Source organism: Pseudomonas sp. E1BtOHC1 (genome assembly GCF_058744285.1).
Map to the genome: position 1 here is coordinate 2,611,357 of NZ_CP196023.1, position 17,247 is coordinate 2,628,603.

Genomic DNA, 17,247 nt, shown 5'->3' on the forward strand with positions numbered 1-17,247 from the left:
AAACATCCTTGGTAGCGAAAGCGCCAGCTGACTTGAGGTTTTATCGTCCTGTGAATGTTGATTTGCACTGCCATAGCACGGCCTCCGATGGTGCCCTGGCGCCCGCGGTTCTGGTTGCGCGTGCGTACGAGAGAGGCGTGCGAATCCTGTCCTTGACCGACCACGACACCCTCGAAGGCCTGGCGGAGGCTCGCCAGGCTGCACAGCAATTGGGCATGCAACTGGTCAATGGCGTCGAGCTGTCTTGCACCTGGGGCGGCGCCACCATTCATGTGCTGGGTTATGGATTCGATACCCAGGCTCCGGCCCTGGTGGCGGCCATCGACAAACTGCACGAGGGGCGCTGGCTGCGCTCCGAGGAGATCAGCCGCAAGCTGGCCCTCAAGGGCATGCCCGGGGCGCTGGAAGGCGCCAGGGCAATCCAGCAGGAGTTGGGGGACAGTGGCAATGCCCCGGCGCGGCCGCACTTTGCCGACTATCTGGTACGTGCCGGTTTTGTGAAGGATCGTGCCGAAGCCTTTCGCAAATGGCTGGGGGCGGGAAAACTGGGGGACGTCAAGCAGCACTGGCCGACTCTGGAAGACACCGTCGGCACCCTTCGCGAGGCGGGGGCCTGGGTCAGCCTGGCGCATCCCTGGCATTACGATTTCACCCGCAGCAAGCGTCGCCGCTTGATTGCCGACTATATTCAAGCCGGTGGCCATGCAATCGAGGTGGTCAATGGCCACCAACCTGCAGAGCAAGTGGGCAGTTTGGCTATCCTTGCTCGTGAATTCGGACTGCTGGTCAGCGCCGGCAGTGACTTTCATGGCCCAGGAGGCTGGTCCGAGATCGGCGAGTATCGTCCGGTTCCGGAGGACCTGCCGCCACTTTGGTGTCGGTTCAAACATGAGCCAATTATTGCCGCCTGAACAGGTAGAGACAGTGAGTCAATTTTTCCAGATCCACCCGGAAAACCCACAGCCACGCCTGATCAAACAGGCCGTCGAGATCATTCGCGGCGGTGGCGTGGTGATTTATCCCACGGATTCGTCATACGCCGTTGCCTGCCAGATGGGCGACAAGGGCGCGATCGAACGAGTGCGGCGCTTGCGTCAACTGGACGACAAGCACAACTTCGCCCTGATCTGCAGCGACCTGTCGCAGTTGGGGCTGTTCGCCAAGATCGACACCGGCACTTTCCGCCTGCTCAAGGCCCATGTGCCGGGGCCTTACACCTTCATTCTCAACGCCACCCGGGAAGTCCCGCGCCTGCTGCTGCACCCCAAGCGCCGTACCATCGGCCTGCGGGTGCCGAGCAATCCCATTGCCCTGGCGCTGCTGGCCGAACTGGGTGAGCCGCTGATGAGTGTCAGCCTGATCATGCCCGGCGATACCGAGGCACTGAGCGACCCTTATGAAATGCGCCAGTTGCTGGAGCATCAGGTGGACCTGATCATCGACGGCGGCTTCGGCAGTACCGAGTCCTCCACGGTGATCAGCCTCGCCGATGGCGAACCGGAAGTGATTCGCGTCGGTTGCGGCGACCCTGCGCCGTTCATGGCCGAGGCCTAGATGTCCGTATTGGAAACCGTCGACGAGCAGGCCGGCGCCCAACAGGAACTGCCATTCGCCATGGTCTACGGCCAGGCGGTCATGGAAATGCCCCTGGACCTGTACATTCCCCCGGATGCCCTGGAGGTCTTCCTCGAAGCCTTTGAAGGCCCGCTGGACCTGCTGCTGTACCTGATCCGCAAACAGAACATCAACATCCTCGACATCCCGGTGGCGGAAATCACCCGCCAGTACATGGGCTATGTGGAACTGATGCAGTCGGTGCGTCTGGAACTGGCCGCCGAGTACCTGGTGATGGCGGCGATGCTGGCCGAGATCAAGTCACGGATGCTCCTGCCGCGCTCCGCCGAGATCGAAGAAGAAGAGGACGATCCCCGGGCCGAGCTGATTCGCCGCCTGCAGGAGTACGAGCGTTTCAAGGCCGCCGCCGAAGGCATCGACGGCCTGAGCCGGGTCGGTCGCGACGTCGTGGTGCCCAAGCTCGACGCCCCGCAGGCCCGGGCGCGCAAATTGCTGCCGGATGTGGCCCTGGAAGAGTTGCTGATGTCCATGGCCGAGGTGCTGCGCCGTGGCGACATGTTCGAAAGCCATCAGGTCAGCCGCGAGGCCTTGTCCACCCGCGAGCGCATGAGTGATGTGCTGGAGCGCCTCAAGGGCGGCGGTTTCGTGCCCTTTGTCGAGTTGTTTACGGCAGAAGAGGGGCGCCTGGGAGTGGTGGTGACCTTTATGGCGATTCTCGAACTGGTCAAGGAATCCCTGGTCGAGCTGGTGCAGAATGAGCCCTTTGCGGCCATCCACGTACGGGCGCGAGCCGAATAACGAGCTTAAATCATGAACCTGAATGAACCCCGCGAGCTGGCGCCCCTGCTCGAAGCCTTTCTGTTGGCCTCGGGAAAACCCCAGTCCCTGGAGCGCCTGTTCGAGCTCTTTGAAGAAGCCGAGCGGCCGGACCCGGCCGTCTTCAAGAAGGCCCTGACCCTGCTGGGCAAATCCTGCGAAGGACGGGCTTTCGAGCTCAAGGAAGTGGCTTCCGGCTATCGCCTGCAGATCCGTGAAAAGTTCGCCCCCTGGGTTGGCCGCCTGTGGGAAGAGCGGCCTCAGCGTTATTCCCGGGCCATGCTGGAAACCATGGCTCTGATTGCCTACCGCCAGCCCATCACCCGGGGCGAGATCGAGGATGTGCGCGGCGTGGCGGTCAATAGCCACATCGTCAAGACCCTGCTCGAACGCGAGTGGATTCGGGTGGTGGGTTACCGCGATGTGCCGGGCAAACCGGCGATGTTCGCCACCACCAAGGCTTTTCTCGACCATTTCAACCTGAAGAACCTCGATGACCTGCCGCCCCTGGCCGAACTGCGGGAGATCGAGGCCGAGCCGGTGCTGGAGTTCGACGATGTGCCGGTGCCCGAGCACCTGCAGCAACTGGCCGATGCCAGCGCCGAGCCGGAAGAGCCCAAGGAAGAGACCAGCTTCCATACCCTGCTGCTGGAGCTGGACTCTATGGAGGAGGGGATCAAGACCGACTTCGACGACTTGCATCGTGATGGCGCGGTTGAGCCTGGGAACTCTGAGCCGGTGTTCGATCACCCAGAAGTGCAAGCCGAGCCTGGCATCCCTGGTGACGACTCCGATGAGTTTGCGGTCGAGCCCGAAGAGGAGCCGCAGTTTGAAGCCGAGGACGATGTGCTGGGTGTTGCCGAGGCTCGGGCCAAGTTGCTGGCTGCCGTTGCAGCCCTGGAGCCTTCGGAGCCTGAGCCTGAGCTGAGCGAAGAAGAGGCCGAAGCCCTGGCCCTGGCTGAAGCCATCGAAAACGAACGCCGCCTGCTGGACGACTGACCGTGTAGGCGCTGGCTTGCCAGCGAAGGCGTCAGCCGGTTTTGTGCAAGGCTTGTGGGCCTTTTCGCCGGCAAGCCGGCTCCTGCAGGTGGCGGGCACCGGTGGGCGGAAAAAAGCCAGGGCGGCGACTTATCAACTAGTCTGTGATGCGCAACCGCCGCCATGAGCGTATGATTCGCGACCCTTTGGCGATCCCTTCGCCAGAGAACCTGTTTTCACGTCTTCAGGCCGCTCAAGCCTGAAGCGACACACCGGGAGGTGCCCAGATGAGCGATACCGATCAGAACGACCAGGAAATCCGTCCAGCCGGCGAGAAGCTGCAGAAAGTCCTTGCCCGCATCGGCGTCGGCTCGCGCCGCGACGTCGAGTCCTGGATCAGCCAGGGCCGGATCAAGGTCAACGGCAAAGAGGCCACCCTCGGCCTGCGTGTCGACCTGCATGACGCCATTTCCATCGATGGCAAGGTGATCAAGCGCGAAGAGGCCGCCGAATCGGTGCGCCGCGTGATCATGTACAACAAGCCCGACGGCGAGATCTGCACCCGTGACGACCCGGAAGGTCGCCCCACCGTGTTCGACAAGCTGCCGCGTCCGAAAGAGGGCCGCTGGATCAACATCGGCCGGCTGGACATCAACACCACCGGCTTGCTGATGTTCACCACCGACGGTGAACTGGCCAACCGCCTGATGCACCCGTCCTACGAGATGGACCGTGAGTACGCGGTACGGGTCCGTGGTGAAGTTGACGACGAGATGATCGAACGCCTCAAGGCAGGCGTCATGCTCGAAGACGGCCCGGCCAAGTTCACTGACATCAAGCAGGCTCCCGGTGGCGAAGGTTTCAACCACTGGTACCACTGCGTGGTGATGGAAGGTCGCAACCGTGAAGTGCGTCGTCTGTGGGAGTCCCAGGGCCTGGTGGTCAGCCGTCTGAAGCGCGTGCGTTTCGGTCCGGTGTTCCTCAATTCCGACCTGCCCATGGGGCGCTGGCGCGAAATGAGCCAGTACGAAGTCGACGTGCTCAGCGCCGAAGTCGGCCTGACGCCGGTGGCGCTGCCACAGCTCAATGCCAAGTCCAAGGACAAGCTGGAGCGCATGCAGCGCAAATCCTCGCGTCCGGTGGGCAAGAGCGAGCGTGTACGCACCCTGCGCCCGGCCAATGGTGCACCGGCCAACCCGCGTGCGTCCCGCGAGCCGCAGATCGAAGGCGAGCGTCCAGGGCGCAAGCCGGCAGCCCGTCAGGATGGCGAGCGCGGACCACGCGCACCGCGTCCGGCAAGCGGTCGTGGTACTCCGGTAGCCGAGCGTCCGGCGGACACCAAGCGTCCGGCCAAGCCTGCACCGAAGTCCAAGCGTCCAAGCCTGGTGCTGGACAAGGACGCACCGTCCGGCAAGCGCCGTGGCGCCCCGGCCGGTAGCGGCCAGCGTCCTGGCTTCGGTCGTCGCAAGCCGGAATAAGCCTCGGCCCGCCGACAAAAAACGCCAACCTCCGGGTTGGCGTTTTTTTTTGCCCGGTGCTTCGTAGGAGCCGGCTTGTCGGCGAATAGGCTCTCGAGCCTTGCTCAAGGCTCATGATCGCTTTCGCTGGCAAGCCAGCTCCTACACAAGCCAGCTCCTACACAAGGTGAAGTTAAAAGGCGAACTGGCCGTCAAACACCGGTTTGTGGTCCACCGTCAGCACGCCGGCGCTGAAGATCAGGTCCAGGTGGTGGCTGCCCTTGGCTCCGCCTCCCAGCCCCAGATGCAGGCCGCAATGACGCTCTTCAAAGCCGGAGTTGCGTCCGTACAAGGACTTGATCCCTTCGTTGGTGCCGATCCCCAGCTCCTCGATACGTCGGTTCGACGGGTTGGCGTCCAGGTACTTGTTGAAGTCATTGGCCAGCCCGGGCACCTGGGTGGCGACCTGGCGGATGCTGGAGTTCTCGATCCACAGCTCCAGCGGAATCTGCAGCACCCCGTATTTGCGCGCAAAGGGGATGGTGCTGAGGAAGGTGCCGAGGAATTTCACATGACCATTGATCGCGTCGCTGTGGGTGGCGATCTCACCCGGCGCCAGGTCGTAATTGCCTACGCCGTTGATGTCGGTCCACTTCTTCACGCTGTCCAGGGGGGCCTCGAAATAAGAGCCCTGGGGGTCGCTGAAGCTCAGGGTGCTGGCGTGGGACAGGCGTCGGATCAAGGTGGCATTGAGGTCGGCGATGCGTTGTGGTTCGACGCTGAAGGTGTCGTAGAAATAGTCGCCGTAATCCTTGAACAGCAGGGACTTCTTCCAGTGTTCGGCCATCAGGCCATGTAGGGGGCGGAGGAATTCCGGGCCATCGGGGCGTGGCTGGGGCAGGGTCGAGGAGTCGTAGAAGAAGATGTACAGGTCACAGTCGATGATCGCCTGGGCGAGGCGTTCGGCCGGCTCCAGGTCCAGGCGCAGAGCGCTGACAGCCAGGGGCGTGGCCTGGCGCGACTGTTCGATGATGGCGTTGGCCATGGCCTGGTATTCGGCGGTATGGCCGATCACCACTTTCCAGGCCTGTGCGCCGCTCAGGGCCGGATGGCGTTCGAGGTAGTACAGGAAATGGCGGATGGCGCGGGTCTGGTCCATAAAACCTCCCTGGAGGACAAAGGTGACCGGGGCAGGCCCGAGGCCTGCTCCGGTCCGGGCGCCTTACATCGGCCACATCGCCGTGCCGAACGGCACCACCGCATCGGCCTGCATCATTTCCACTGCCGCATCATGGGTTGCCGCTTCGAACCAATCGTCCAGTTGCAGTTCGGTTTCCAGGTCTTGTTCCAGTGTTTGCATGGTGACTCTCCTAGATGACATAGGGCATAGCAGTCCATTGGCGGAGCGGATCAACAGCGGCGAACGGGATGGTTGCGAGGGCTGTTCATCCACTCCTCGTACTTGTCGGACGAGGCATCCGGCAAGTGGCTGGAAACCTAGTTCAGGGCATTTTGAAGTGCAAAAAAATAATTAGATTATTTTCTACTGAACTTTATTTTCTATTTTTAGGGCGAAATTTTATTGCCTGAAAACAAAAAGCTAAGGCTTTTTCCGGTGCCGGAGGGTGTGCGCGTCAATTTGCAGTCGCTGCGCTGGTCGATCTGGTTTGGCAAATTTGCGTTACGCGATGTAAAGAAAATATTACGAAATCTTCCGTGTTTTGCCCTGAATCGGCCAAGGTCCGGATGCTGTAAGGAAAAGCTGCCGCCGGGCGCCGGGCACTCTGGCCGTGGAGGCTCTGGCCCGCTTGTTCCGGGGCGCCAAGGCAGGTGAGATGCACACCTGCCTGCGTACAGGTGCATAACAAGAAGGAGGCGCAATGAACGCCGTAACCGACTTTCACCGACACCCTTCGAAGGGCGATGGTCATCGCACCTTCATCGACGACCCCACTCGGTCCGTCCAAATTTCCGCCGCCGATGCCGAGCATCGAGCAGGCCCCGCAGGATCCCGGTTACCGGCACGCTGATACAGCGGTGTCTGGCGGCAGGGGGTCAGGGGTGTACAATGCGCGGCGTTTTAACTGTGACCCAACTGCGTACCCGCGCACTTTGCGTCTGCGCCGCGTGTTTCAGCCTGCTCCCAGGGCGCTGAAGACACTGCTGCCGGGCCAATAAACTCAAGGTTATCCACCTTGTTCACTCCGCCGCGTCACGAGCGTGGTGGGTTCGATTTCGTCACAGATAAAAACAAACAGGTGACGCATGACCGTTAGAAAAACGCTGAACTTCGGGTGCCTGCGCTGGGGTTTGCTCCGCGCCGCTTAAGCCTTCACCGGGCGGCAACGTCTTGCAAACATCATCAAACCTTGCGTGAGAACCTTTTCATGAGTGGACAAAACTCGCATTCGGGCGAGCTGAAACGCGGCCTGAAAAATCGCCATATTCAACTGATTGCCCTGGGCGGCGCGATCGGTACCGGTTTGTTCCTGGGGTCGGCCGGGGTGCTCAAATCCGCCGGTCCATCGATGATCCTCGGTTACGCCATCTGCGGTTTCATCGCCTTCATGATCATGCGCCAGCTGGGCGAGATGATCGTCGAAGAGCCGGTGGCCGGTTCCTTCAGTCATTTCGCCCATAAATACTGGGGCGGCTTCGCCGGTTTCCTTTCCGGCTGGAACTGCTGGATTCTCTACATCCTGGTGGGTATGTCGGAGCTGACCGCGGTCGGCAAGTACGTGCACTACTGGTGGCCGGATGTGCCGACCTGGGCCTCGGCAGCGGTGTTCTTCGTGATGATCAACGTCATCAACCTGGCCAACGTCAAGGTGTTCGGCGAGGCCGAGTTCTGGTTCGCCATCATCAAGGTGGTGGCCATCGTCGGCATGATTGCCCTGGGCAGCTACCTGCTGGTCAGCGGTAACGGCGGCCCGCAGGCATCGGTGAGCAACCTCTGGTCCCATGGCGGCTTCTTTCCCAACGGCGTCAGCGGCCTGGTGATGGCCATGGCGATCATCATGTTCTCCTTCGGCGGCCTGGAAATGCTCGGCTTCACTGCAGCCGAGGCCGACAAGCCGAAAACCGTGATCCCCAAGGCGATCAATCAGGTGATCTACCGCATCCTGATTTTCTACATCGGCGCCCTGGTGGTGCTGCTGTCGCTGACCCCGTGGGACACCCTGCTGGTGACCCTGAATGCCTCCGGCGACGCCTATAGCGGCAGCCCGTTCGTCCAGGTGTTCTCGATGCTGGGCAGCAACACCGCCGCGCACATTCTCAATTTCGTGGTCCTGACCGCGGCGCTGTCGGTGTACAACAGCGGCACCTACTGCAACAGCCGCATGCTGCTGGGCATGGCTGAGCAGGGCGATGCGCCGAAAGTCCTGGCCAAGATCGACAAGCGCGGCGTGCCAGTGATGTCGATCCTCGCTTCGGCGGTGGTGACCTTCGTTGCCGTGGTGCTCAACTACCTGATTCCCCAGCACGCTCTCGAGCTGTTGATGTCCCTGGTGGTGGCGACCCTGGTGATCAACTGGGCAATGATCAGCTACTCGCACTTCAAGTTCCGCCAGCACATGGACCGCACTGGCCAGACCTCGTTGTTCAAGGCCTTGTGGTACCCCTACGGCAACTACGTCTGCCTGGCGTTCGTGGTGTTCATCCTCGGCATCATGCTGATGATCCCGGGCATCCAGATCTCGGTGTACGCGATCCCGGTGTGGGTGGTGTTCATGTGGGTCTGCTACCTGATCAAGAACAAGCGCAGTGCCCAGCATGCGCTGCAGGCGGCCAGCCCTTCGCTGAAGTAAGCGCGGCCCCGGCAATGACTAACCCGGCTCCGGCCGGGTTTTTCATGCCTGTGATTTTTGTTGGGCATGCAGATCGCCTTCGACGGCAAGCCGGCTCCTGCGAGGGCTGTCTCTTGCAGGCGCTGCCTTGCCAGCGAAGAGGCCCGCAAGAGCGTGGAGAATGGGGGTATCCTGTGCGCCCTGAAGACGGATTCCTGTTCCATGCTGGTGATTTCCAACAACGTGCATCTGCCGGATGCCGAGATCGAGCTGACCGCCATCCGCGCCCAGGGCGCCGGCGGGCAGAACGTCAATAAAGTGTCCAGCGCAGTGCATTTGCGCTTCGACATTCCGGCCTCGTCCCTGCCGCCGTTCTACAAGGAGCGGCTGCTGGCGCTGCGCGACAGTCGCATCACCAGTGAAGGCGTGATCATTCTCAAGGCCCAGCAGTACCGCACCCAGGAGCAGAATCGCGCCGATGCCCTGGAGCGTCTCACCGAGCTGATTCTCAGTGCCATCAAGGTGGAAAAGAAACGTCGTCCGACCAAGCCGACCCTGGGCTCGAAGAAGCGCCGGCTGGAGACCAAGGCCAAGCGCGGCAGCATCAAGGCCGGCCGCGGTAAGGTGGACTTTTAGCGGTTCTCGCGTTCCTTGCGCAGCTTGGGCGCCTGGTAATACAGGTACAGGCTCAGCAGCAGGCCGCAACACGCGGCGATGGCGGCAAACAGGAAGATCGAGGCAAAGCCGAAGCCGGCGGCAATCGCCCCGGCCAGCGGCCCGGTGATGCCCAATGACAGGTCGATGAACAACGAGTAGGCGCCCACCGCCGCGCCGCGGCTGGAGGCCGGCACCAGATTGACCGCTTCCACGCCCAGTGCCGGGAACACCAGAGAGAAGCCAAAGCCACTCAAGGCCGCGCCGGCCAGGGCCCAGTTGGCATCGGGGGCCAGCCACAGCAACAACAGACCGAGGGTTTCCACCGACAGGCAGGCAATGGCCACGCGAAAGCCGCCGAGGCGGTTGATCAGGTTGCCGAACAGCAGGCGCGCGCCAATGAAACTGGCACCGAACAGGCTCAGGCACAGCACCGCGTTGGACCAGTGCTGGGTCGTGTAGTACAGGGTGATGAAGGTGGCGATGGTGCCAAAGCCGATGGAGCCCAGGGCCAGGCCGCAACCATGGGGGAAGACTTTGCCCAGTACATGGATGAACGGCAGGCGCTCTCCGGCGACTATCGGCGCGGCGAGTTTTGGCCAGGCCAGTAGCAGGCCGAGCACCGCCAGCAGAATGATGCTTACCCCCATGCTCCACAGGCCCAGGCGATTGACCAGCCATACCCCCAGGGGCGCGCCGATGGCCAGGGCGCCATAACTGGCGATGCCGTTCCAGGAAATCACCTTGGCGGTGTTCTGTGCGCCGACCCGGCCGATGCCCCAGCCAATTGAACCCGATCCCACCAGGCTTTCCGCGCTGCCCAGTACCAGGCGGCCGATCAGCAGGCTGACCAGGCTCAGGGTCGGCAGGCTCTGCAGCCAGGCGGAAAGCAGCATGAACACCCCGCTCAGGCCGCAGCCGGCCAGGCCGTACATGACAGCACGCTTGCTGCCCAGGTTGTCGATGATGCGTCCGGCGTAGGGGCGGCTGAGGAGGGTGGCCAGGTATTGCACGCTGATCACCAGGCCGGCGATCACCGCACCGAATCCCAGGTCGCTATGGACGTAGCCCGGCAGTACCGCCAGGGGAATGCCGATGTTCAGGTAGCCGATAAAGGTGAACAGGACGATGGAGACGACTTGCAGCGTGACCGCCAAGGGGCGCTGGGTATCTGGCATGGGCATGGGTCCACTGCGACAGCTAAATAGATAGGCTGCTTATGATACCGATGTAGACGGGAATGCAGGGGGAGAAATCGACGCGTTGTTCAGAACTTTCCTGATTGATGGATTGAATCAGGCGTCTTTGGCGTTCAGCAGATGGGTGGTGACCAGGGCGGCCAGGGCGTTTTCCTGGGTGCCAAAACGGGCCAGCAGGGCGGCCTGTTTTTCCGGACTGAGGCGATTCCAGACCTCGATCATTTTTTCCGCAGTACCCATCAGTACGCTGGCCTGGGTTTCGCTGAAGGAGTCGGTCATGGTTCGGCAGAGGCTCGGGGGGTGAGGATTCAGGCGGTGTGGAAAGCGCTTGAGTAGCGCTTTCCACACGGTCTGGTTACAGCTCTTTTTCAGTCTTCGCTGTCGGCCTTGCGGCTGTCGGCGGCTTCTTGCACTACAGGCTTTTCAGCACTGGCTTGTGGCGTGGTTGTCTGCTCAGTTTCGTGCAGGCTTGGGAAGGGGAGATTCGGAATCTCATGCATGTCGTTGCTCCTCGCAAAGTCTGTTTTTTAAATCGCTGGGTAGGTCCGCGCTTTTAAAAAGCCTGGGCAGGATACAGCACTGGAAATGACAAAAAGATTTTTATCGCGATTTTGGGATGAAAGGGCAACGCCGCAGCAGGAACCGGCTTGTCGGCGAAGGCACCCTCAAGGCCACCCGCGCCGGCAAGCACGCGCTCTGCTTTTAGACGACCCGAGCGATCGCCTCGGCCAACAGGCTCAGGCGCGAAGCGTCGATTCCGGCGACGTTGGCCCGGCCGGAACTGACCATGTACACGCTGTGGTGTTCACGCAGTTCCTTGACCTGAGACGGGCTCAGGCCGGTGTAGGAGAACATGCCGCGTTGCACGCCGATGTGGGCGAAGCGCTCGGCCAGGCCGTAGGGCTGCAAGGCTTCCAGCAAGCCGGCGCGCAGTTGGGCGATGCGCTGGCGCATGGCTTCCACTTCGTCGGCCCAGAGGCTTTTCAGCTCCGGGTCGCCGAGGATGGTGGCGACCACTGCGGCCCCGTGATCCGGTGGCGTGGACCACAGGTTACGGGCGATATGGGCCAGTTGACTGCGCACGTCCAGGAGCTTTTCCGCATCCCGGGTACAGACAATCAGGGCCCCGGTACGATCGCGGTACAGGCCGAAGTTCTTCGAGCAGGAGCTGGTGATCAGCACTTCCGGCAGTTCGGCGGCGAACAACCGCACTGACCAGGCATCCTGTTCCAGGCCGTCGCCAAAGCCCTGGTAGGCGAAGTCGATCAGCGGCAGCAGGTTGCGCTTGCGAACCACCTCCAGCACCCGTTGCCAGTCGGCCTGGCTGAGGTCGAAACCGGTGGGGTTGTGGCAGCAGGCGTGCAGCAGCACCACGTCGCCCTCGGGCACCCGGTTCAGGGTGTCCAGCATGGCCTCGACGTCCAGGCGGTTGTCGCTGCCCACGTAGGGGTAGTGACTGACCTTGACCCCGGCTGCGGCGAAGATGGTTTCGTGGATCGGCCAGGTCGGGTTGCTCAACCAAACGCCGCGGCCCGGCAGGCACTGGGCGATGAAGTCGGCGCTCAGGCGCAGGGCTCCGGTGCCGCCCGGCGTCTGGGTAGCGCCGGCGCGCTGTTCGGCGATGAGTGTCGAATCGCTGCCCAGTACCAGTTCATTGATCACCTTGCCGAAGGCCGCGTCGCCGTGGCCGCCGATGTAGGTCTTGGTGGTCTGGCGGTCTACCAGGCGCTGCTCCGCCAGCTTCACCGATTGCGGGATCGGCGTCAGGCCCTGGGCGTCCTTGTAGACCCCCACGCCGAGGTCGAACTTGCGCGGGTTGGGATCGTTGGCGTAGGCCTCCATCAGGCCGAGAATCGGATCGCCGGGTACGCGGCCGATGGCATCGAAATGCATTACTTGCGTCCTTCTGCGGTCTTGGCCACTTCGTCGGTGCGGGCCGCCATGATGAAGTCGTTACGGTGCAGGCCCTTGATCGAGTGGCTCCACCAGGTCACGGTGACCTTGCCCCATTCGGTGAGCAGGCCTGGGTGATGGCCTTCGGCTTCGGAGATCTCGCCCATGGCATTGGTGAAGGCCAGGGCGAATTTGAAATTCTTGAACAGGAAGACTTTTTCCAGTTGCATCACGCCGTCGCGAACTTCGATGTTCCAGTCGGGGATCTGCTTGATCAGTACCGGCAGTTCTTCGTCGCTGACCTGAGGGGCATCGGCGCGGCAGGCTTCGCAATGGGCTTGGTTCAGAGCGGTCATGGTGTGTTCCTGAGTTCGATTCTTGTTGGAAGTTACTATCTTTCGCAGCCGCCCGCGAGGGCGGGCTGCTCAGGCCGCCTTGGGTTTTGGCGGGAACTTGGGTGCGTGCAGACCCAACTGCATGCCTTGATGAACCAGGGCCATGATGTCTTCATGGGCCAGGTCGAACAGGCGCTTGAGGTTGGGCAGGGCGAAGTAGATGGGTTGCAGGATGTCGATGCGATAAGGCGTGCGCATGGCTTCCAGCGGGTCGAAGGCTTGGTGCTCCGGCTCTTCGGACAGGCTGTACACGGTTTCCTTGGGCGAGGAGAGGATGCCACCGCCGTAGATGCGCCGTCCGGTCGGTGTGTCCACCAGGCCGAACTCAATGGTCATCCAGTACAGGCGCGCCAGATAGACACGCTCCTCCTTGGTGGCTTGCAGGCCGAGCTTGCCGTAGGTGTGGGTGAATTCGGCGAACCAGGGATTGGTCAGCAGCGGGCAGTGGCCGAAGATCTCGTGGAAGATGTCCGGTTCCTGCAGGTAGTCCAGTTCTTCGCGGGTACGAATGAAGGTCGCCACTGGAAAGCGCTTGCTGGCCAGCAGTTCGAAAAAGGTCTGGAAAGGAATCAGTGCCGGCACCCGGGCCACTTGCCAGCCCGTGGTTTCGCCGAGGACCTTGTTGATTTCGCTCAGCTGCGGAATGCGGTCGTGGGGCAGGCCGAGCTTGTCGATGCCGTCCAGGTACTCCTGGCACGCGCGGCCCTCGATCACTTTCAACTGGCGCGTGATCAGGGTGTTCCACACCGCGTGTTCTTCGGGTGGATAGTCGATAAAACCTTGCGCGTCGGGCTCGCGGGCCACGTACTGCGTCTGCTTCATGCTGCTCTCCTGCCAGGGGATGCGTTCTTGTTATGTGTGACCCCAGTGATACCCCAGGGTGCGACGCTTTGCAGCAGTTGGCCGCCGGTGGCGGAGGGGCGTAGAGCGTCATTTTGTAAACTAATCGTTACGATTTTGCCTGGGGCTCCCAAGTATTGTGGGTTTTCCGGTTTGAAAAAGCCCTTTGCTGTCACATAATCTTGACGATTATCTGCGCCATCCCGCAGAAAGTTTGCAAATGCCGGCGTCAAAAGCGTCGGCTTTCGGCGTTTATGCCCTCCATTATCCGCTTTGGGGCTTTCTTCATGCGTATCAAAGTTCACTGCCAGAACCGCATCGGCATCCTGCGGGACATCCTCAATCTGCTGGTGGAATACGGGATCAACGTGGCTCGGGGCGAGGTAGGTGGCGAGCATGGCAATGCCATCTATCTGCACTGCCCGAACCTGATCAACCTGCAGTTCCAGGCGTTGCGCCCCAAGTTTGAATCCATCGCCGGGGTGTTTGGCGTCAAAAGGGTCGGGCTGATGCCCAGCGAGCGTCGGCACATGGAGCTCAATGCGCTGCTGGGGGCCCTGGAGTTCCCGGTGCTGTCCATCGATATGGGCGGCTCCATTGTGGCCGCGAACCGGGCGGCGGCGCAGTTGCTGGGCGTGCGGGTGGATGAGGTGCCGGGGATTCCACTGTCACGCTACGCCGAGGATTTCGATTTGCCGGAGCTGGTACGGGCCAACCAGTCGCGGATCAACGGGCTGCGGGTCAAGGTCAAGGGCGACGTGTTCCTGGCGGATATCGCCCCGCTGCAATCGGAACACGATGACAGCGAAGCCATGGCCGGCGCGGTATTGACCCTGCACCGGGCGGATCGGGTAGGGGAGCGTATCTACAATGTGCGCAAGCAGGAACTGCGGGGCTTTGACAGTATTTTCCAGAGCTCGAAAGTCATGGCGGCGGTGGTGCGGGAAGCCCGACGCATGGCGCCACTGGATGCGCCGCTGCTGATCGAAGGCGAGACCGGCACCGGCAAGGAGTTGCTGGCCCGCGCCTGCCACCTGGCCAGCCCTCGGGGCCAGTCGCCGCTGATGGCCCTCAACTGCGCCGGGCTGCCGGAGTCCATGGCCGAGACCGAGCTGTTCGGCTATGGCCCCGGGGCCTTTGAAGGGGCTCGGGCCGAGGGCAAGCTCGGGCTGCTGGAGCTGACGGCCGGTGGCACCCTGTTTCTCGATGGTGTGGGCGAGATGAGCCCGCGCCTACAGGTCAAGTTGCTGCGCTTCCTCCAGGATGGCTGCTTCCGCCGTGTCGGCAGTGACGAGGAGGTATACCTGGATGTGCGGGTGATCTGCGCGACTCAGGTGGATCTGTCCGAGTTGTGCGCACGGGGCGAGTTTCGCCAGGACCTGTACCACCGACTCAACGTGCTGTCCCTGCATATTCCGCCACTGCGCGAATGCCTCGACGGTTTGACGCCCCTGGTGGAGCACTTTCTCGATCAGGCCAGTCGCCAGATCGGTTGTCCGCTACCGCGGCTGGCTCCGGCGGCCATGGAGCGCCTCAGCCACTACCACTGGCCGGGCAATGTCCGGCAGTTGGAGAACGTGCTGTTTCAGGCGGTCTCGCTGTGTGATGGCGGCACGGTCAAGGCCGAGCATATCCGTCTGCCGGACTATGGCGCCCGCCAGCCGCTGGGGGATTTTTCCCTGGAGGGCGGCCTGGAGCAGATTGTCGGGCGCTTCGAAAAGGCCGTGTTGGAAAGCCTTTATGCCGAGCATCCCAGCAGTCGGCAGTTGGGCAAGCGCCTGGGGGTTTCCCATACCACCATCGCCAACAAGCTGCGGCAGTACGAGGTCGGAAAGGAATCGCCGGAATGAAAAAAGCCCCGCTTATGAAGCGGGGCTTTTCGTTTGGCTCGGGACTGGCGGTCTTCAGATATGGAAGTAGCCGACACAGGAGTCAAAAGGCAGGCGCTTGAGTTCGATCTTGTTCATGTCGAACACTTCGCGCAGGGCCTTGGTTTCGCCCGGGAAGTTGCGGTAGGCGACTTCGTCGAGGACCACGATGGCGCCCTTGGGCATGTATGGCAGGAAGGTTTCCAGGGCGACCTTGGTCGGTTCGTACAGGTCGGTGTCGAGGATCAGCATGGCCACCACCAGGTCCGGGCGCGACTTGACGAATTCCGGCACGGTCTTGCAGATGTCGCCCTTGACCAGCTCGCAGCGCGGGATGCGGTTCACCGGACGCAGCAGGTCGTTGGCATCGATCATGTCCTGGATCAGCGACTGGTCGGTGTCGGAGAACATGCTTTCGTTGATGTCGGCCGGGTCCTCGTCCTTGTTGATGCTGGTGAAGCCTTCGAAGGTGTCGAAGCCGACGATGGAGCGGTTGATGGCATAGGGCTCGAGGATCATCGACAGGTGCATGTAGAGCATCAGCGAGTTGCCCTTGTACACGCCGCACTCGATGATCGCCCCTGGTACATCCATGACCTTCTTGAACAGCTCCATGCGCGACAGCGCGGCGGTGACGTTGATGCGGTTGGCGAAGACGAAGGGCGCGTCGGCAACGTACTCGGCGTCGACCCGCTTGAGTACGCCGGCGCGGGTTTCGTTGTATTCGGCTTCGGCGGGGGTAAGGCGACGTTTGGTCATGGCTTGAATCCTTGGAAATTCGAGAAGTCGTGGGCGTGGAAGTAGTCTTTGAAGCCGGAGCCGACGTCAGGGCAGGCGCTGTCGACGTTGGGGGCTCCGCGGTTGTGTTTCAGGTCTTCGAGGTGCATCAGGCGGAAGTCCACGCTGAAGCGGGTGCGGTCAGTGCGGTTGGGGACGGTGCCGTGCAGGTGCGAGCCGGAGAACACCAGCATCTCACCTGAGTTGCCGGCGATGCGCAGCTCGGAGCTGTCGTCGATCGCCTCCACGGGCACCGGGTGGACCCGCACTTCTTCGGTCAGGTTGTCCTTGGCCTTGTGCCGCTGGTTGCTGATCCAGTCCTTCAGGCTCCAGTCTTTCGAGGTGTTGGCCACCGGCTTCTCGAAGTAGCTGGGGTTGATCATCATGGTCTGGTCCGGGGTGATGGTGTAGACCGGCATCCAGGTGTTGATCTGGCAGTCCACGCTGCCGTACCAGCTGTCGCGATGGGGTTTGTAGGCGTAGCTGACGCCGGCGTGCAGGTAGTCGTAGTTGGGCACGACCCGCAGGCGCGGTACGTCGAAAATGTAGTCCCGAGGATCGATGCCGATCTCGTGAATGAAGCCAAGGATCAGATCCTTGACGCGCTGGCTGTTGGTGAACTGGCCCTTGAGTCGGGTAACCCGGCTGACGAACTCTTCCACCGGCATCATCGTGTGCAAAGCCTGGTGGTTGGTTTCACCATCAAACGCCGCGGTGATGCTTTCCTTGGCGAACCCGCAGAGGTCTTTTGCGGTGGCCAGGTCGGTGTCCAGGAAGATATCCCCGGAATAGATGGCGTCCTTGAAGTCAGCTGTCTTGCGCAGCTGATTGAGGTACAGGTTCAAAGTGGTTCTCCTTGGCAGTCACTGGCTTAGGTGTCGGCCACCCCCCCGCAAACTGAAGTCGCGATAGCCAGTCACTGCGCCTTGCAAGATCTGTTCACAAAGTCTCCGGCCCGGAGGGCGGGTCTGATCCGCGTCATGCGACCGATGCTTGCCGTTAGCGGC

General features: G+C 61.8%; 18 protein-coding genes. 8 read left to right on the forward strand and 10 right to left on the reverse strand.

Features of this window, described 5'->3' with window-relative positions; translation table 11 throughout:
* The first annotated feature begins 50 nt into the window (after positions 1-50).
* The 5 genes from ACSSVC_RS11965 (at position 51) to rluB (ending at position 4,847) form a co-directional block, all read left to right on the forward strand.
* Positions 51-911: a PHP domain-containing protein gene (locus ACSSVC_RS11965; RefSeq protein WP_123723920.1), complete on the forward strand. Its 861-nt coding sequence runs from the start codon at positions 51-53 to the stop codon at positions 909-911.
* A 13-nt stretch (positions 912-924) separates the two neighbouring features.
* Positions 925-1,554 carry an L-threonylcarbamoyladenylate synthase gene (locus ACSSVC_RS11970; RefSeq protein WP_102864113.1) on the forward strand — a complete coding sequence of 210 codons (630 nt, stop codon included), beginning with the start codon at positions 925-927 and terminating at the stop codon, positions 1,552-1,554.
* Positions 1,555-2,373 (forward strand): segregation and condensation protein A, encoded by an 819-nt coding sequence (locus ACSSVC_RS11975; RefSeq protein WP_123723921.1) that lies wholly within the window; start codon positions 1,555-1,557, stop codon positions 2,371-2,373.
* A 12-nt stretch (positions 2,374-2,385) separates the two neighbouring features.
* On the forward strand, positions 2,386-3,390 hold the full coding sequence (gene scpB, locus ACSSVC_RS11980) for an SMC-Scp complex subunit ScpB (RefSeq protein ID WP_492612322.1): 1,005 nt from the start codon (positions 2,386-2,388) through the stop codon (positions 3,388-3,390).
* Positions 3,391-3,656: 266 nt separating this feature from the next.
* The gene (gene rluB, locus ACSSVC_RS11985; RefSeq protein WP_346632020.1) at positions 3,657-4,847 is read left to right on the forward strand and encodes a 23S rRNA pseudouridine(2605) synthase RluB; all 1,191 of its coding nucleotides are present in this window, start codon (positions 3,657-3,659) and stop codon (positions 4,845-4,847) included.
* 172 nt (positions 4,848-5,019) lie between these two features.
* Here rluB and ACSSVC_RS11990 read toward each other — a convergent pair whose 3' ends face one another.
* Positions 5,020-5,985, reverse strand: coding sequence for a CgnE/CgnB domain-containing protein (locus ACSSVC_RS11990; protein ID WP_346632019.1), 966 nt, complete (start codon positions 5,983-5,985; stop codon positions 5,020-5,022).
* Between the two features lie 63 nt (positions 5,986-6,048).
* Positions 6,049-6,186 (reverse strand): hypothetical protein, encoded by a 138-nt coding sequence (locus ACSSVC_RS11995; RefSeq protein ID WP_178116200.1) that lies wholly within the window; start codon positions 6,184-6,186, stop codon positions 6,049-6,051.
* 1,027 nt (positions 6,187-7,213) lie between these two features.
* Here ACSSVC_RS11995 and ACSSVC_RS12000 point away from each other — a divergent pair.
* Together ACSSVC_RS12000 and arfB are read left to right on the forward strand one after the other, a co-directional pair.
* Positions 7,214-8,635, forward strand: coding sequence for an amino acid permease (locus ACSSVC_RS12000; protein WP_404938699.1), 1,422 nt, complete (start codon positions 7,214-7,216; stop codon positions 8,633-8,635).
* A gap of 201 nt (positions 8,636-8,836) precedes the next feature.
* Positions 8,837-9,250 (forward strand): alternative ribosome rescue aminoacyl-tRNA hydrolase ArfB, encoded by a 414-nt coding sequence (gene arfB, locus ACSSVC_RS12005; RefSeq protein WP_492612323.1) that lies wholly within the window; start codon positions 8,837-8,839, stop codon positions 9,248-9,250.
* On the opposite strand, the gene ACSSVC_RS12010 is transcribed toward arfB, so the two are convergent.
* The 6 genes from ACSSVC_RS12010 to phhA form a co-directional block, all read right to left on the reverse strand.
* Positions 9,247-10,446 (reverse strand): MFS transporter, encoded by a 1,200-nt coding sequence (locus ACSSVC_RS12010; RefSeq protein ID WP_446438885.1) that lies wholly within the window; start codon positions 10,444-10,446, stop codon positions 9,247-9,249. The two genes, arfB and ACSSVC_RS12010, sit on opposite strands and share 4 nt — an antisense overlap.
* Positions 10,447-10,563: 117 nt before the next feature.
* Positions 10,564-10,746, reverse strand: coding sequence for a hypothetical protein (locus ACSSVC_RS12015; RefSeq protein ID WP_346632015.1), 183 nt, complete (start codon positions 10,744-10,746; stop codon positions 10,564-10,566).
* A gap of 89 nt (positions 10,747-10,835) precedes the next feature.
* The gene (locus tag ACSSVC_RS12020; RefSeq protein WP_258009278.1) at positions 10,836-10,967 is read right to left on the reverse strand and encodes a hypothetical protein; all 132 of its coding nucleotides are present in this window, start codon (positions 10,965-10,967) and stop codon (positions 10,836-10,838) included.
* A gap of 202 nt (positions 10,968-11,169) precedes the next feature.
* Positions 11,170-12,360 (reverse strand): amino acid aminotransferase, encoded by a 1,191-nt coding sequence (locus ACSSVC_RS12025; protein WP_404938701.1) that lies wholly within the window; start codon positions 12,358-12,360, stop codon positions 11,170-11,172.
* Entirely contained in the window at positions 12,360-12,716 is a 357-nt protein-coding gene (locus tag ACSSVC_RS12030; RefSeq protein WP_007930096.1) for a 4a-hydroxytetrahydrobiopterin dehydratase, read from the reverse strand. Before ACSSVC_RS12030 ends, ACSSVC_RS12025 begins: the two co-directional genes overlap by 1 nt.
* A 69-nt stretch (positions 12,717-12,785) precedes the next feature.
* Positions 12,786-13,577: a phenylalanine 4-monooxygenase gene (gene phhA, locus ACSSVC_RS12035; RefSeq protein WP_123723930.1), complete on the reverse strand. Its 792-nt coding sequence runs from the start codon at positions 13,575-13,577 to the stop codon at positions 12,786-12,788.
* A 305-nt stretch (positions 13,578-13,882) separates the two neighbouring features.
* Here phhA and ACSSVC_RS12040 point away from each other — a divergent pair, with 305 nt between their 5' ends.
* Positions 13,883-15,445 (forward strand): sigma-54-dependent transcriptional regulator, encoded by a 1,563-nt coding sequence (locus ACSSVC_RS12040; RefSeq protein ID WP_123392028.1) that lies wholly within the window; start codon positions 13,883-13,885, stop codon positions 15,443-15,445.
* 54 nt (positions 15,446-15,499) lie between these two features.
* Here the strand turns inward: ACSSVC_RS12040 and ACSSVC_RS12045 are convergent, their stop codons facing one another.
* A complete protein-coding gene (locus tag ACSSVC_RS12045; protein WP_060838116.1) occupies positions 15,500-16,222 on the reverse strand; it encodes a TylF/MycF/NovP-related O-methyltransferase in 723 nt (240 codons plus the stop codon).
* Positions 16,219-17,085, reverse strand: coding sequence for a phytanoyl-CoA dioxygenase family protein (locus tag ACSSVC_RS12050; protein ID WP_346632012.1), 867 nt, complete (start codon positions 17,083-17,085; stop codon positions 16,219-16,221). The genes ACSSVC_RS12045 and ACSSVC_RS12050 overlap by 4 nt, the downstream gene beginning before the upstream one ends.
* Between the last annotated feature and the right edge of the window lie 162 nt (positions 17,086-17,247).

Coding starts and splice junctions, on each gene's coding strand:
- rluB (WP_346632020.1), top strand. CDS start 3,657: ATGAGCGATACCGATCAGAACGACCAGGAAATCCGTCCAGCCGGCGAG.
- ACSSVC_RS12025 (WP_404938701.1), bottom strand. CDS start 12,360: ATGCATTTCGATGCCATCGGCCGCGTACCCGGCGATCCGATTCTCGGC.
- ACSSVC_RS12040 (WP_123392028.1), top strand. CDS start 13,883: ATGCGTATCAAAGTTCACTGCCAGAACCGCATCGGCATCCTGCGGGAC.
- ACSSVC_RS11995 (WP_178116200.1), bottom strand. CDS start 6,186: ATGCAAACACTGGAACAAGACCTGGAAACCGAACTGCAACTGGACGAT.
- scpB (WP_492612322.1), top strand. CDS start 2,386: ATGAACCTGAATGAACCCCGCGAGCTGGCGCCCCTGCTCGAAGCCTTT.
- ACSSVC_RS11975 (WP_123723921.1), top strand. CDS start 1,555: ATGTCCGTATTGGAAACCGTCGACGAGCAGGCCGGCGCCCAACAGGAA.
- arfB (WP_492612323.1), top strand. CDS start 8,837: ATGCTGGTGATTTCCAACAACGTGCATCTGCCGGATGCCGAGATCGAG.
- ACSSVC_RS12030 (WP_007930096.1), bottom strand. CDS start 12,716: ATGACCGCTCTGAACCAAGCCCATTGCGAAGCCTGCCGCGCCGATGCC.
- ACSSVC_RS11990 (WP_346632019.1), bottom strand. CDS start 5,985: ATGGACCAGACCCGCGCCATCCGCCATTTCCTGTACTACCTCGAACGC.
- ACSSVC_RS12010 (WP_446438885.1), bottom strand. CDS start 10,446: ATGCCAGATACCCAGCGCCCCTTGGCGGTCACGCTGCAAGTCGTCTCC.
- ACSSVC_RS12015 (WP_346632015.1), bottom strand. CDS start 10,746: ATGACCGACTCCTTCAGCGAAACCCAGGCCAGCGTACTGATGGGTACT.
- ACSSVC_RS12020 (WP_258009278.1), bottom strand. CDS start 10,967: ATGCATGAGATTCCGAATCTCCCCTTCCCAAGCCTGCACGAAACTGAG.
- ACSSVC_RS12045 (WP_060838116.1), bottom strand. CDS start 16,222: ATGACCAAACGTCGCCTTACCCCCGCCGAAGCCGAATACAACGAAACC.
- ACSSVC_RS12000 (WP_404938699.1), top strand. CDS start 7,214: ATGAGTGGACAAAACTCGCATTCGGGCGAGCTGAAACGCGGCCTGAAA.
- phhA (WP_123723930.1), bottom strand. CDS start 13,577: ATGAAGCAGACGCAGTACGTGGCCCGCGAGCCCGACGCGCAAGGTTTT.